The sequence below is a fragment of the Aeromonas dhakensis genome (genome assembly GCF_002285935.1).
GTDB lineage: Bacteria > Pseudomonadota > Gammaproteobacteria > Enterobacterales > Aeromonadaceae > Aeromonas > Aeromonas dhakensis.
On record NZ_CP023141.1, the window covers coordinates 2,362,751 to 2,378,261 of the forward strand.

A 15,511-nucleotide genomic window follows, 5' to 3' on the forward strand; every position below is an offset into this window, starting at 1 on the left:
GTATGTCTATACCTATGATTCTAGTCACTGGTGCCAACGGATTTGTAGGCAAGGCGGTCTGTGAACACCTGCTTAGGTGTGGGGTGAATGTGAAAGGTGCTGTGCGCAGTAACCCGTTTGCTTCGTACCAAGTTCAGGCTCCCTCTTTGACTGCCGATGCAGACTGGACGGTCCTTTTGCAACAAGTGGATGTGGTTGTCCACTGTGCAGCCAGGGTGCATGTGATGTCAGATACTGCGGCAGATCCCCTGACGGCTTTTCGAGCGGTGAATACAGAGGGCACCCTCACGCTTGCTCGGCAGGCGGCTGAGTCAAGGGTGAAACGCTTCATCTTTATCAGCTCTATCAAAGTGAATGGCGAGCGCACCGAGCCAGGCAAGCCATTTGATGAACATGTGCAGAGTCCGCCAGAAGATCCCTATGGACGCTCGAAGTATGAGGCGGAGCAGGGGCTGATGGCGCTCGCGAAAGAGTGCGATATGGCTGTTACCATCATTCGTCCTCCTCTTATTTATGGGGAAGGAGTGAAGGCTAACTTCGCCAGTATGATGACGTGGGTGCGCAAAGGGATCCCGCTCCCTTTTGCCCGTTTGAACAATGTGCGCAGTTTATTGGCGTTGCCTAATCTGTGTGACTTCATTGCCCATGCGATGGCACACCCTGCCGCAGTGAACCAGGTCTTTTTAGTCGCGGATCCTGTCACCGTGTCGACGTCGCAGTTGTTGACGGCGATTGCTGATGCAGAAGGGGTTAGCTGTCGGCTCTTTTATCTCCCACCAGGAATAATAAGAGGGCTTGGACGCTGTTTGGGGATTGATGCCAAGCTACAACGGATTTATGGCTCTCTGGAAATGGATACCGGTAAGGCTCAGAGCCGATTACAATGGTCGGCACCCTATTCGCTCTCTCAGACCCTATCTCTGATGGCATCTTCCCATAGTGAGTCGTCTTGATGCTGGCATTTGTTTTGTTGTCGATATTTTGTCTTTTCCTTTCAATCACCATGACTGGTCTGCTCAGGCGCTACGCCCAGACCCACTTACTTGACCAACCCAATCATCGTAGTTCGCATCAGGTGCCTACCCCGAGAGGCGGTGGCATGGCTATCGTAGCTACCTTTCTGCTGGCAGTCCCTTTGCTTGCCTCCCTGATCCCACTGCCCTATGGCATATCCCAGAGCAGTGTCGCATTGATATGGGCTGCTGCGCTTGGCATTGCACTGGTTGGTTTTATCGATGATCACATCTCTCTCAAGCCCAGAACTCGTCTTATTGTACAGAGCATTGCGGCAGCCTTTGTCGTATCTGCTGTTAATGGTTTACCTGAACTGACTTTCTTTGGCTGGCAGCTGGATCTCGCTTGGTGCGGTTATCTACTGGCCTGGCTGGGGGTGATTTGGTTTATCAACCTGTACAACTTTATGGATGGCATTGATGGCTTGGCGGCCAGCGAGGCCGTTGTCGTTTGCCTGTTCATGGCGTTATTTCACTATTTGGTTGGGGGGGAGTGGTCGTCTGCCAGTTTGATCCTGCTACTGGGGATTTCGGTGGCGGGCTTCTTGTGCTGGAATTTTCCGCCCGCCAGGATCTTTATGGGGGATGGTGGCAGCGGGTTTCTTGGCTTGATGCTGGCTTCCCTGATGCTGCTGGATGCCGCTGCTGCACCTCAATTCCTGTGGGCATGGCTCGTCATGCTTGGAGTCTTTGTGGTTGATGCGACTTGGACGTTACTGAATCGTTATCGTCTGAAATGTCCTCTGAGCCAGGCTCATCGTACTCATGGCTATCAATATCTGGCGAGGCGTTGGCAGAGTCACCGAAACGTGACATTGGCTGTGCTTCTTATAAATAGCCTCTGGCTTGCACCGATCGCTGTCATGATTGTATTGGGCCTACTCGATGGTGTGAGCGGTCTGGTCATTGCCTACTTGCCATTAGCGTTTCTTGCGTATCACCTGAATGCAGGAGTGCCAGAATGAGAAATGAGCTTTTACCCGGAGGGAGCTGGCTACTGACCTGCCTGGGTTCTCTGTCACGAGCCAGCAAGCGTGCTGTATCTGTCACCGTTGATATGATCCTGATCACCATGACCTATTGGGGGGCGTACTGGATCCGGCTTGAACATAGCTGGCCAATCGATAGCCCCCATCACTGGGCACTGCTTGGCGCGGTTATCATCGTTAGTATCGGTGTGTTTGTGCGGCTGGGGCTGTATCGTGCAGTGTTGCGATATGTCAGCTTCCGGGTTTTATGGACAATATTCTTGGGGGCATTTCTTTCAACGGCCTTCTTTGTTATCTCTGCGTTTTACTTTGATATCTTCCTGCCTAGGACGGTATCTGTTATCTATCTCTCCTTTTTGGTGCTGCTAGTCGGTGGTGTGCGGCTGTTTTTCCGGGCGCTGCTCAATACTACCCGTCTGGCACGTACTCAGGTGTTGATCTATGGTGCGGGCTCTTCGGGCCGGCAGTTGCAAATGGCCTTGTTGCAAGGCAATGAGTTTTATCCCGTTGCCTTTGTCGATGATGATCCCGCCAAACAGGGGTGCGTGATCCAAGGTTGTACAGTTTACAACAGTGCCCAATTACCAACCTTGATTGACCACCATGGAGTACAGAAGATTCTGCTGGCCATGCCGAGCAGCACCAGGGCTCGTCGTCAGGAAGTAATCAATGCACTTGAACCCCTCTCTTGCGAAGTGCTTTCTATCCCGGGTATGGCCGATCTGGTCAATGGCTCTGCCCGCATAGATCAGCTCAAGGAGGTCTCTATTGATGATCTGTTGGGCAGAGATCCGGTAGAGCCGGTGACTAAATTGATGGAAGCCAATATCACAGGCAAAGCAGTCATGGTGACTGGTGCCGGTGGCTCCATAGGTTCTGAGCTGTGTCGCCAGATCTTGCGGTGCCGGCCATCTACTTTGGTACTGTTCGAACTATCTGAATACGCCCTCTATATCTTGCACAAGAATCTGAGGGAACAGTGTCAGCGTGAAGGAATCGAAACAGACTTGGTGCCGTTACTGGGGTCAGTGCAGCGCCAACATCGTCTAAAGACGGTGATGCAGAGCTTCAAGATCCAGACCGTTTACCATGCCGCGGCTTATAAACATGTTCCGTTGGTTGAATTCAACATCATTGAAGGGGTGCGTAACAACGTATTCGGTACGCTTTATGCGGCACAAGCTGCCATTGAGGCAGGGGTGGAAACATTCGTGCTCATCTCCACCGACAAAGCTGTGCGGCCAACCAACACCATGGGGGCCAGCAAGCGTATGGCCGAGTTGATATTGCAAGCTTTGACCCGTGAGAAGCACAACACCCGCTTTTGTATGGTGCGCTTTGGCAATGTCCTTGGCTCTTCGGGATCTGTGGTGCCGTTATTCAGACAGCAGATAGATAAAGGGGGGCCCATCACCCTGACCCACCCCGATATCATCCGTTACTTCATGACGATACCTGAGGCGGCCCAGCTGGTGATCCAGGCGGGGGCCATGGGGGAGGGGGGGGACGTCTTTGTGCTCGATATGGGTCAACCGGTAAGGATCATGGAGCTGGCCAAACGCATGATACGCCTGAGCGGTCTTACTCTGCGTGATGAGCAGCGGCCCGATGGTGATATTGCCATCGAGGTGACGGGGTTGCGGCCGGGTGAAAAGCTCTACGAAGAGTTACTGATTGGTGATGATGCCAGAGGAACCGAACATCCCAGGATCATGGTGGCACAAGAGAGCTGGTTGCCCTGGTCGCGACTACGCCCCTTGTTAGCCTCGTTGGATGATGCCTGTCACCGTTTTGATCAACAGCAAGTGCGCGACATCCTGATGCATGCTCCGGCAGCCTTCGAACCCACGGATGGTATTTGTGATCTGGTGTGGCTGGCCAAACAGCAGCTACCAGCAAGTGATAATGTGGTCAAATTGCCCTCACATAACATAGATTTCTTGCTTGCCAATCACTGAGTTTGTAAATGAGCGCCCATCATTGGGCGCTTTTTTTTGCTTGAATTGCCTGCCCCGCTTATTTTTTAATCGATTGAGCCTGTCGTGGACTAGATTGGCTACTCATTTCGACGAATCGCAGGTAGAATTCCCCCTCCACCAATTTCGGAATAATCCTACATTTTTTTGCGTGAAATAATGTTGCAAAATGAGCAGAGTTATGGCGAATGGTTGGATTGGCGACTGCTTCGTTGTCATGATCGTCAGCAGTAAGGTATCGCAAATGACGCATCATTCTATTGATGCCTCTGACAATATAAAAGACTGCATGCACACTGGGAGCTGTAACTCAGGGGCGGTAGCCATTGTTTTTCATAGGTTGGTTTGTTTTTTGGCCATTAATTGACTTTCTTGCAGTCAATTTTGCGCTAATGATGGCGATGATATCGATAAAAGAGGGACCGCTAGTAGTCCCCAGATATATGGTACGGGATAGAGAGTGTGGCAACTCTTGGGTGTGCTTATCCAGATGGTGTTCACTGGTTGGCAAACGATTGAAATTTAAATTTTTTACTGCCAGGTTCGTCGAATTTGACGTGTATGCCGCTCTACTCTTGATCAGCTTCTCGCTTTCAAATAAAAATCAATCTCTTTTCTTTGTTCGTTTCCTGTGAAGTCTGTTTCAACAGACTCTTGAGGGAAATACAAAAATCTACGTCACGTGGTTGTCGAATGCCCGTTGAAAAACTCATCAACCGTTTTTCTCTGGACATAGACATGAAGAGAGCTTAAAGGAAATGCATAACAAAATTGACAGTAGTGCAGCCTTCGGGATAGCTGCGAATGAACAGTTGACGGCCGAGAGCCATTCGCTGGATATTGGTAATCTGGTGTATGAGCTTAAGCGGGTTCATATGAAAAGTGATGAGCTTTATGTTTACTGCAGTGACAATGACAAAAAGCTTATCGAACGGGTGCTTGCTGATTATCCGTTCAAATTGAACTTCAATGTGACGGATTTATCGGTCTTGAAAGGCAAAACTCTTGTGCATTACAAGAGTGGTGACCTTACCGATGAATTGGCCGCTATGCTGGTGTTGGCCACCAAATATGGTGCCTACGTTGAACCTCTGGTCAGCTATCTGGATCGCCGTTTTGGCCGTACTGAAGTGGAGTTGTTGCACAGCGGCTACTTCCTGCACATGAAATCCTTCTCCATCCTCTCTCGTCCATCCAATCGCATTGTCAAGCGTGCGTTGGATCTGGTCTCTGCCATTGCGCTCAGTCTGGTTGCCATTCCCATTGGCTTGCTTGCTGCGCTGGCCATCAAACTAGAATCACCTGGTCCCATCTTTTATCGTCAAGCTCGGGTTGGCCTGTTCAACCAGGAATTCGACGTAATCAAGTTCCGCTCAATGCGAAACGATGCCGAAAAAAATGGTGCTCAATGGGCAAGCAAGAACGACGCCCGTGTCACCCGTGTTGGCCGTTTCATTCGCAAGACCCGTATTGATGAACTGCCGCAACTGATCAACGTCTTTAAAGGCGAAATGTCTCTGGTTGGCCCAAGACCCGAGCGGGAAGTCTTTATCAAAGAGCTGGAAACTGTCATTCCGTATTATCGCTTCCGTCATGCGGTCAAGCCCGGTATTACTGGTCTGGCCCAGGTCAAATACCCCTACGGGGCATCTATTGAAGATGGGATATGGAAGCATAAATACGATATTTTCTATATCAAGCATCAAAGCCTGATGTTGGATATCAAGATCCTGCTGCTGACAGTCAAGACTGTGCTGTTTGGCATGGGGCGGTAAATAGTGTTTTAATCTAATGGGCGTTGTTTCCCAAATTGATGCCGCTTGAATGGAACTAACTGAGGGCTTGGTGATCTGATCACCACCATCCTCTTCAAGTCTGCATCATGGGCATATCGCTTCATCCCATCACCAACTGGCCTCAGTACAACAAGTCTTTGATTAACCGTGGTTCACTCACCTTCTGGGTTGATACCGAGGCCATGAACAACTGGTTTCACCACGACCATTACGGACGGCGGGGCCGCAGCCAGCTCTACACCGACCAGACCATTTGTACCTTCCTGATGCTCAAGGGGATTTTCAACCTCACTCTGCTGGCCACTCAGGGATTACTCGACGCTCTGTTCGAGTTGATGAATGTGCCGTTGTGCGCACCGGACTACAGTTGTGTCAGCAAGCGCGCTCGCACTGTGAAAGTGGCCTATCGACAACCCGCCAAGGGGCGTATCACCGACCTGGTTATCGACTCGACCGGCCTGAAGGTATTTGGTGAAGGCGAGTGGAAGGTCAGAAAACACGGCGCCGAGAAACGGCGAGTGTGGCGCAAGTTGCATCTGGCGGTAGACCCGGTGACCCACGATATCCTGGCGGCGGAAGTCTCACTGGAAAATGTCCATGATGCCGAGGTGTTGTCCACCTTGCTCAACCGTCTGCGGCGTAAGCTGGTACATGTTTATGCGGATGGCGCCTATGACAGCAAAGCCAGCCATCAGCTTATCTCGCGCAAAGGGGCATCCACCGTGCTGGTGATGCGCAAGGAAGGGCTGGCGCACTGGAAGAAGATATCGGGGTATCACCGTCGCTCGCTGGCAGAGACGGCGATGTATCGGTTTAAGCAGTTAATGATGGGCAAAATCAGTCTGCGAACATATTAAGCAGTTAATGATGGGCAAAATCAGTCTGCGAACATACAACGGTCAGGTAAGGGAAGTGATGGCGTATGTGAGTGCGATAAACAAACTGAACAGGCTTGGTCTGCCAGTCAGAAAGCCCCGAGTGTAACGGTCACCTGGGGCTGGGGAAGTCATGACTTTTTAGCTGATTTGGGAAACAACGCCAATCTAATGTGGAAAGTGCTGTTGGTCTCTTTATATATAACAGCATATCGCTGAGCAAAAGTACTACAAATGAGATTTAGATGAAAGTTGCTATACTAGTTCCATCTTTAAGAAAAAAAGGGCCTGTAATAGTTGCAGTTAACTTGGCTAAAAAGCTTAAAGAGCATGCGATAGACGTTACTATTTTTTCATTAGATATTAATTCAAATGATTTTGATTTATATCAAATCAAAGTTGAAAAATTAGGACCTAGAACATTTCATAAGCTTAAAAGTTTTAATGTTATTCATTCTCACTCGTTGATCCCAGATCTATATAATGCATTGCAAACATATGTGTTTAATGTGAAAAGTGTAACTACCATTCACAATGATATATTTGAAGATCTAAAGTTAGAATATTCATATCACAAGGCCAGAGTTATTAATTTTTTATGGCGATGTACTTTCAAAAAAATATCGAAATGTGTTTGTTTAACTCAGTTTTTGAGAGATAAGTACGCAGAAAATATACCCGCATTGTCAGGAAAACTGTCGTTTGTATATAATGGTGTTTCATCGAACTATGATGGCTATTTATCAGAGGATGATATTGACGCTCTAAGCTTTATTCAGTCTCGTCGTGATAGTGGCCGCGTCATTATTGGTACTTGTTGTGTTATTACTAAGAGAAAGGGGTTAGAGCATTTAGTTGGTGTCGCAAGAAGAATGAGTTCTCATGATTTTTTTATTGTTGGAGATGGTTGTCAACTGTCCAATCTTAAAGAACTGTCAATCGGACTAAACAATGTATTTTTTTTGAAGCCAACAAGAAATCCATTAAAATATATGTCACTTTTTGATATATATTTAATGCCTTCGCTAAGTGAAGGATTTGGTCTTGCAACTATAGAGGCTCTTATTGTTGGTTGTGACTTAGTCTGTAGTGATATACCAACATTTAGGGAATTGTTTTCTGATGATATAAGTTATTTTTCGTTAGGTAATTTAATCTCATTGGAGAACGCATTACTAACGGCTAAGAAGAATACTAAATGTATCTCTGATAAATATAGAGATAAATTTTCACAGGAAAATATGTATAGTGGGTATATCCAAGTATACAAAAATTTATAATTTCATTTTAGTTTGGTATGATAATGATAAATAAGTTACCATATTGGGGAGTGTGCTGTTTAGCGATACCGTGTGGCTTGTATATATACGGTTTTTTCCCTGCGCCTTATTATATTTCGTTTGTTCTTGGAACGGTAATATTGTGTGCCTCTCTGAAGGCCAAACTTTCAAGAGTCTTTCTTGGAATGTTGATAATTAACGTGATTGTCTTTATTGCACTATTCTTTTCCTCTAAAATAAATGTATGGAGTTATTATTTCATTGGCATGGTTGCATTGTTCTTTATTCTATGTTTTGAGCAGAATTTAAATAAAGAGCAAATAAAGAGCGTGATTATATACACGGTGATATTTTCAGTGCTTCTGTTAACAATAGATACCTTTTTAAGATTTACGTTTCCGAGAGATAGCTATATTGACGCCATAATCTCTCATGGCAATGAAGATATGATGTTTTATGCGTATAAACATAGCTATTTATTTCAAGATAGTAATTTTGTTGGTCTTTTCCTTCTTTCTATATATTTTCTTTTTAAGAACAACAAAAATATTTTTTCTAATGGTAATGTAATTAATGTTTTAATTGTTGCGCTTGTTTTTTTCTCATTGTCTCGAGCTGCTATCATTTCATTCTTGTTAGTCTTTTTAATGGAATATATCAATTCGGTATTTAATAATAGAATGCTGAAGTTGTGTTTATCAATGTTTTTCATGCCAATAGTTTTATTGATGGTATTTCTTGGTGGCGCCATATTTAACATATTTGAGGATGAGAGCTTTGAGTCAAAAATATTCCTTATAAATAAATTGTTCGATACATTATTAGATAGAGATATCGGTAGTTTGTTTTTCGGGTGGGGATTTGACAATACGAGAGATTATTGGGGGATTGCCGCGCATAATCTATATGGAACTCTCATGCTTGAGTCGGGGATAATCGGGACTACAATATTATTATCTACATTTGTTTTTTTATATAGTCAAAATAAAGGTATGTGGCCACAACTGCTATCAATTAGTATAGCAAGTATTTCTTTTGGGCTAATATTTAGCCCTGTAACAGTACCGATAGCCTTGAACTTTATCTCTAGGAGATTGAAATAGTGAAGCGTATCATAATAATTTCTGGTTCTCATGGGATTATTGGGGGAGGGCAGTACTATATAAAATCCATATCTAGTGAGCTTAATCTTCGTGGATATTCATGTGATGTATACTCATCCGATGATTTTTTTCCAGAAGGAAAGAAAATACCAAGGATAGACACTTGGAAATATAAAGCTCTTAATTTTTTAAAGTTAGTTGAAATTATAAAAAGAGATGAGCCTGAGGATGTTGTTGTAATTTTAAATGATATATCCTTGTCGATGTTATCACCAATGCTTCGATATTATGGTATTAATGCTGTATCACTTATTCATATGTCATTATGGAATACGGTCAGCAAGTTAAGCATTGTCAGGTCAGTATATCCAAGAATAAGAAGCTTTTTGATAAATGTAGGTTCAAATTGCATTTTAAATATTAACAAAGAGAATGAGGTCTTATTAAATAAGAATAAAACCCATTTTGTTGGTAATTTTGTTAATGAAAAGCCAAGTTTAACTTTAAATGAAAAAGAGTATGATTTAATATTCGTTGGTCGTTTCGATAAAGAAAAACAACCTGAAATTTTTGTTGAGTTAGTTAAATCTCTTCGCGATTCTGGATTAGATATCAAAGCTGTAATGGTTGGTGGTGGACCATTGTTCGATCAAATTAGAGAGCTTATACTGGAGTCTCATCTAGAGAAGAATATTTGCTTAATTGGATATCTAGAAAAAGTAAAAATACCATGTTTTTTTTCAAAAAGTAAGTATATTGTTATTACAAGTAGAACTGAGGGATTTCCAACTGTTATTTTAGAGGCGGCTATTCATGGCGTTGATTTCATATCGTATCCCTTAGGCTCAATTCCATGGATTAAAAAACAATATGGGCTTGGAAACATTGCACACAGTAAATCTGATTTAATTAAAATCACTCGGGATTGTGTATTAAATTACTCAGGTAATAATCTAAACAAAATGGATGAGTTTTTAAAAGACCATACTTTAGAAAAAACTACAGAAAAGATAATTAAGGTGTTTAATGGGTATTTTAATTAGTATTGTCATTCCGTTATATAATAAAAGTAAGTTTATAGAAAAAACTTTAAATAGTATTTTGTATCAAAAATATGATTCATACGAAGTTATTATTGTTGATGATGGTTCAACAGATAATTCTTTCGAGTTAGTTAAATATTATATTGCCAAGAATAATTTAAATGATCGTTTTTTCCTCTTTTGTCAGCAAAATCAAGGTGTATCTATTGCTAGAAATACTGGTGTATCAAAAGCAAGAGGGAAATTATTAGTATTTTTAGATGCTGATGACCGTTTAAACAAGGGGTACTTGGAGGATATATTCAGCACTTATCAAAGATTAAATGGAGACTTTGATGTTCTGGGGTACGACTACTCTCCAAGAACAAATAAAATTCCAGAAGACTTTTGTAATAAATACATCAATTATTTTGAACACTATGTCAGATTTGGTCCGCCATTCTGTTCATCTTCTGTTGTTGTAAAAAATAGCCCATCGGTAAAATTTCCTGAGGGTGAGTGGCTTGGTGAAGATATTTATTTATGGACTGAGTTTGCATTAAATAATGCGAAGATATATTATCGAAACTTTATTGCGAGCGAATATGTTTATGATGATAATAGTGCGATGTCTAAAAAGAAGGATCTAATTAAGGTCATTCGAGACTATAACGAATATAAATTTTCTTGTGAGTGGTATGATAAATTTATCAGACATCATGAGGCTGACTATCTAAAAAGTTGTCTTTTACATAATGACATAGGCAGTGTAAAATTATTTTTAGATAGTAAGAGGAGGCGTAAAGAATATATTCTTTATTGGTTTCTTACATTTATCCCTGTAAAATATTTCAATTTTTTACTATCAATCAAAAGACGTTTTAATATATGAAATCGCTTGTTTTTGGGTATTTTGATCTTAATTTCGGAGATGACTGGTTAATCAATCGGTTCTGCAACAAGTTCCATAAAGATGATGTTGTGTTAATGGTGAGTGATGATAACTTGTTCTCACCATATAGAACTGATTCACGATTTACTATGGCTAAATCTATGGGGAAATTTAAGGCTGTTCTGAGTTGTGATGAGTTGAATATCGTTGGCGGGTCAATGTTTCAGCGGTCAGCAGGATGGCTTCCCCATTTTTTGAAGTTATTAATTGTACTGATTTCATATAAAATCATGGGGCGGTCAAATTTTGTATATGGCTGTAATTTAAAAAATGAAGGAGGTATTCTATTTGGATTAATAATGCGGATAATATTTTCCACCATATCAAAGTTTTATGTCAGAGATTTCGAGTCAAAAATAACTCTTGTAGATTATTATGGAGTAGCTAATCATAAGATAGAAGTTGGCCTTGACTTAGCTGCTGGAGAAATGTCTGGATACGCCAAAAATAATAATTCATGTTCAATATCCATAATAAACAATTCCAATCTAAATAAAAACGAATATTTCTTATGGCTAGAGGGAAAAATAAATAATTTAAAAGCTCGAGGTGTTGATAATTTTACTTTATTTTCCTTTGATTCTGGACATGAATCTGATCTGGTTATGATTAATCTGTTCATAAACTTTTATAAAGAAAGAAATCAAACGCAAAATATAGACTTTGATATCTATCAATACACTGGTTCAATTGAAAGCTTAATTAATGAATGGGCTATATCATCGTACGCAATCTGCTCTCGATTTCACTCATACATATTAGCCTCTAATTTAGGGCAAAACATAAATGTGTTAGCATATTCACAGAAAACGATTGAGTATATAAAAACACATCGTCAATGGGATATGGAATACGTAGATGTTATTTAATGTCATATACCCATTATTATCGTTTGCAGTTGTTTCTATTGCTAGCTTACTGATGACCAGATTTTGTATTGACACTTTTGGATATGAAGGGCTAGGTATCATTAGTAATTCAAATGCGGTTATACAATCATTGTTTTTTGTGGGGGGGGCATTTGTTACTGTCTATGCTAGGGCGTATACAAGAGCTACCGTAGAAGAAGAAAAATCATACATATACTCAGAGCTTTATAGGTTTCTTTCAATATTATTTTTTGTGTCAGTGATGATATCAATATCCCTAGGTATTTTATTCTATTTTAATTTGATGGATACTGGGGGATATTATGCTTATGTTTTTTTGGCTTGTGGAGTGACTATACTATCTCAAACCTATATAATTTTTCCATTCGCATCCAATAAAGTGTATGTGGCATCATTACTTGATACATTGAGAAGTCTACTAAGGATTGTGATTTGTGTTATTTTAGCCTCCACTATATACATAGATGTTAATTCAAATGCCATTTCAATGTTGTTATCGGCGTTTATAGTATTTGCTTTATCAAGGTTTATTTATAGTCGAAGGCACCCTTTGTTAAAGGTTGGCTTTTCATTTAATTCTCGAGTTAGAGAAAGTTTGTGGGTTTGCTTGAATCAAGCTGGCTCATATGCCTTCTCATTTGCAGATATAATATTAGTAAGCTCTTTACTTGGTTATGCGGCAAGTGGAGAGTATACGTTACTTTTGCAGATCCCCATTTTAGCAAAGTCTGCTTGCCTTGTATTAATTGGAAGTTTTGCATCCTACGCAGTATATATTAGTAAAACTACAGGCTTTGAGTTGGAGCGAAAGATTTACCCTGTCTTTAGAGTTTTATCTCTTTTATTCAGTTTTGCTTTTTTTGTTTTTATTTCATTTAGTGAGCCATTCTATAAAGTTTGGTTGGGGTATAGTTTATCACCTGAGCATGCCGAGTTGTTAGGTGTAATCGTCGCACTGGTTTCCTTGAATGTTGTATCAAATATAGCATCTCCATTTGTTACTGCATGGGGGATATATTCTGCACCAGCAAAACTGACATGTTTTTTTGCCTTATGCTCTTTATGTGTGCTTTTGTTTATTCCATTTATTGGAGTTGATTATTCATTGCGTTTAATTTTTTGCGTAATATATGTCTCTCTTTTTTTGAAAAATCTAACACAGCTTTATCTATTGTCTCAACACGCAGGGTTAACATTTACTGGAATAATTAAAAATTTATTTATGTATCCAACAATATTCTTTTGCGTATACACAGTAATGTCTTTTTTTAATTTTAGTGGTGTTTATGTCGGTGTTAGTGCTTTTGTCATGCTGAGTGGTTTGTTGTTATTTAATTTTGATGAAATTAGATGCATCATTAGTTTTAAAATTTAATGTTTAAAAGGGTTGGCAATGAATTTTTCAATATTAGTTGCTTTGTATAAAGGCGATAGTCCAAAACATTTTCAGGCAGCGCTGCATAGTATTAAAACATCAACAGTTAAACCTACTGAAACTGTAGTGGTTATCGATGGACCTGTGACTGTTGAATTAGAGTCAGTGTTGGCGTTATATTGTGATGCTATTAATTTAAAATGTATAAGGTTGCCTAATAATGTCGGGTTGGGTAATGCTTTAAGTAACGCTATTGTAAATTGTAACAATGAATGGATTATGCGCTTTGATAGCGATGATATTTGTCATCCTACACGTTTTGAAAAGCAACTAAGATATATAAAAGAAAATCCTCAAGTTGATATTGTTGGCACGTGGATAGCAGAGTTTGATGATGATTATCATAATGCGCATGCATTTAGAAAGCCCCCTGTACATCATCAAGATATTGTTGAGTATGCAAAATCGCGTAACCCATTCAATCATATGACAGTTATGTATCGTAAATCTAAAGTACTGGAAGCGGGTAGTTATCAAGATAACTATTTGTATGAAGATTATGCATTGTGGGTGAGGATGATAAATAATGGCGCTGTCACCGCCAATTTATCTGAGGTGCTTGTTTATGCCAGAACCGGTAATGGAATGGAGATTCGGCGTGGTGGTTTCAAATACGCTTGTTCAGAAGTTTCTGCACAGATGGGTTTTTATAAATCTGGTTTTATAAGTGAATTACAACTTTGTAAAAATCTTCTTGTGCGTGTGCCGGTAAGATTATTGCCAGGAGAGCTCCGCAAGTCGGTATACCGTAACTTCTTGAGAAAATAAGTGATTTTCTGAGAGATTTTTCTCAGTTTTTTCTGCAATTCCCGCTATCATACGGCGATTTTTCCGTTCAGTTCTTGATGGCAAGTTTAATAAGGTGTGGTAGTGAAAAGGATTCAGCTCATTCCTCTGTTGTCGGCCGTGGCCCTGCTCAGTGCATGTACTGTGGTGCCCGGTACCAATCTTTCCACCAGTGGCAAAACCGAGGTGGTTACCGGTTCTGTAGATGTTGATCAGCTGGCAGATGTCTATCAGGTCACCCCTGCGCTGGTCAGTCAGTTGCGCAAGGCGCCGGTAGTGGGCAAGGCCAATCCCGAGCTCAATAGCCAGATCAGCAGCTATGAGTACCGGATTGGTGTGGGCGATATCCTCAATGTCACCGTGTGGGATCACCCGGAGTTGACTATCCCGGCCGGTTCTTACCGCAGTGCCAGCGAAGCGGGCAACTGGGTGCATGCCGATGGCACCATCTTCTACCCCTATATCGGCAAGGTGGCCGTGGTGGGTAAAACTGTGGCGGAGATCCGTACCGATATCGCCAAGCGCCTGGCCCAGTTTATCGAGAGCCCGCAGGTGGATGTGAGCATTGCGGCGTTCCGCTCCCAGAAGGTTTATATCTCCGGTGAGGTGACCAAGCCGGGCGCCCAGCCCATCACCAATGTGCCGATGACCCTGCTCGATGCCTTCAATCTGGCTGGTGGGCTGACCCCGACCGCCGATTGGCATCATGTGGTGTTGACCCGTCAGGGCAAGGAGTTCCCACTCTCCATGCAGGATCTGCTGCAGTATGGCGATCTCTCTCACAATCAGCTGATGCGTGACGGCGACATGCTTTATGTGCCGCGCAACGATGCCCAGAAAGTCTTTGTGATGGGTGAGGTCAACAAGGCATCCACCCTGACCATTGGTCGTGAGGGGATGAGCCTGACCGAAGCATTGAGCAGTGCCGAGGGCCTCAACCAGAATGCCGCCAATGCAACCGGCATCTTCGTATTGCGCCCCGCTGTGAAGGCGCAAGAGAAAGCCGCCATTTATCAGCTTGACCTGAGTGATGCCACCGCGCTGGTAATGGGCACTGAATTCGCTCTGCAACCTTATGACGTGGTTTATGTTACTACGGCACCAGTCACTCGCTGGAACCGTGTGCTCAGCCAACTGGTGCCTTCTATTACTGGCTTTAACGAGTTGACCGAAGGCATGTTACGGGTACGCAACTGGTAAGGTGTGGGCCTGATTAACCTCTCCCGGTTACTTTACGCTCAGCTGCTTTCCAAGCCGAGTGATGGGATTTAGGGGGGGCCTTGTGCCTCCTTTGCTCCTGCTTGTTTGTTATCTTCATACGGTAATGAATGGGGAAGGGAGGCGGGGGCGATTTTCTTTACCTGCCTATCTCCTTTCGGAGAAATGCAGGTATT

The 15,511-nt window shown here is 42.4% G+C and carries 12 protein-coding genes and 1 pseudogene; all 13 read left to right on the top strand.

Annotated elements, in window-relative coordinates:
* Positions 1 to 2 precede the first annotated feature (2 nt).
* The 13 genes and pseudogenes from CK627_RS11345 to CK627_RS11400 all read left to right on the top strand — a co-directional run bounded on the left by CK627_RS11345 (position 3) and on the right by CK627_RS11400 (position 15,317).
* Entirely contained in the window at positions 3 to 953 is a 951-nt protein-coding gene (locus tag CK627_RS11345; RefSeq protein ID WP_167385422.1) for an NAD-dependent epimerase/dehydratase family protein, read from the top strand.
* Positions 953 to 1,978, top strand: a complete 1,026-nt coding sequence (locus tag CK627_RS11350) for an MraY family glycosyltransferase (protein WP_095592377.1) — start codon at positions 953 to 955, stop codon at positions 1,976 to 1,978. Before CK627_RS11345 ends, CK627_RS11350 begins: the two co-directional genes overlap by 1 nt.
* Entirely contained in the window at positions 1,975 to 3,960 is a 1,986-nt protein-coding gene (locus CK627_RS11355) for a polysaccharide biosynthesis protein (protein WP_095592378.1), read from the top strand. Before CK627_RS11350 ends, CK627_RS11355 begins: the two co-directional genes overlap by 4 nt.
* Before the next feature lie 776 nt (positions 3,961 to 4,736).
* On the top strand, positions 4,737 to 5,753 hold the full coding sequence (locus CK627_RS11365; RefSeq protein WP_254425361.1) for an exopolysaccharide biosynthesis polyprenyl glycosylphosphotransferase: 1,017 nt from the start codon (positions 4,737 to 4,739) through the stop codon (positions 5,751 to 5,753).
* 107 nt (positions 5,754 to 5,860) lie between these two features.
* Positions 5,861 to 6,758, top strand: a pseudogene (locus tag CK627_RS11370) (IS5 family transposase).
* 136 nt (positions 6,759 to 6,894) lie between these two features.
* Complete coding sequence (locus tag CK627_RS11375; protein WP_095592380.1) at positions 6,895 to 7,929, top strand: glycosyltransferase family 4 protein; 1,035 nt, start codon at positions 6,895 to 6,897, stop codon at positions 7,927 to 7,929.
* Positions 7,930 to 7,952: 23 nt separating this feature from the next.
* Positions 7,953 to 9,032, top strand: a complete 1,080-nt coding sequence (locus CK627_RS11380) for an O-antigen ligase family protein (protein WP_157737173.1) — start codon at positions 7,953 to 7,955, stop codon at positions 9,030 to 9,032.
* A complete protein-coding gene (locus CK627_RS11385) occupies positions 9,032 to 10,075 on the top strand; it encodes a glycosyltransferase family 4 protein (protein ID WP_157737174.1) in 1,044 nt (347 codons plus the stop codon). Before CK627_RS11380 ends, CK627_RS11385 begins: the two co-directional genes overlap by 1 nt.
* The gene (locus CK627_RS11390; protein ID WP_095592383.1) at positions 10,059 to 10,946 is read left to right on the top strand and encodes a glycosyltransferase family 2 protein; all 888 of its coding nucleotides are present in this window, start codon (positions 10,059 to 10,061) and stop codon (positions 10,944 to 10,946) included. The genes CK627_RS11385 and CK627_RS11390 overlap by 17 nt, the downstream gene beginning before the upstream one ends.
* Entirely contained in the window at positions 10,943 to 11,875 is a 933-nt protein-coding gene (locus CK627_RS22590) for a polysaccharide pyruvyl transferase family protein (protein WP_367643836.1), read from the top strand. The genes CK627_RS11390 and CK627_RS22590 overlap by 4 nt, the downstream gene beginning before the upstream one ends.
* Entirely contained in the window at positions 11,865 to 13,271 is a 1,407-nt protein-coding gene (locus CK627_RS22595) for a polysaccharide biosynthesis protein (RefSeq protein ID WP_157737176.1), read from the top strand. Before CK627_RS22590 ends, CK627_RS22595 begins: the two co-directional genes overlap by 11 nt.
* 18 nt (positions 13,272 to 13,289) lie before the next feature.
* Positions 13,290 to 14,099, top strand: coding sequence for a glycosyltransferase (locus CK627_RS11395; protein WP_095592384.1), 810 nt, complete (start codon positions 13,290 to 13,292; stop codon positions 14,097 to 14,099).
* Between the two features lie 102 nt (positions 14,100 to 14,201).
* Complete coding sequence (locus tag CK627_RS11400) at positions 14,202 to 15,317, top strand: polysaccharide export protein (protein WP_095592385.1); 1,116 nt, start codon at positions 14,202 to 14,204, stop codon at positions 15,315 to 15,317.
* Positions 15,318 to 15,511 lie beyond the last annotated feature (194 nt).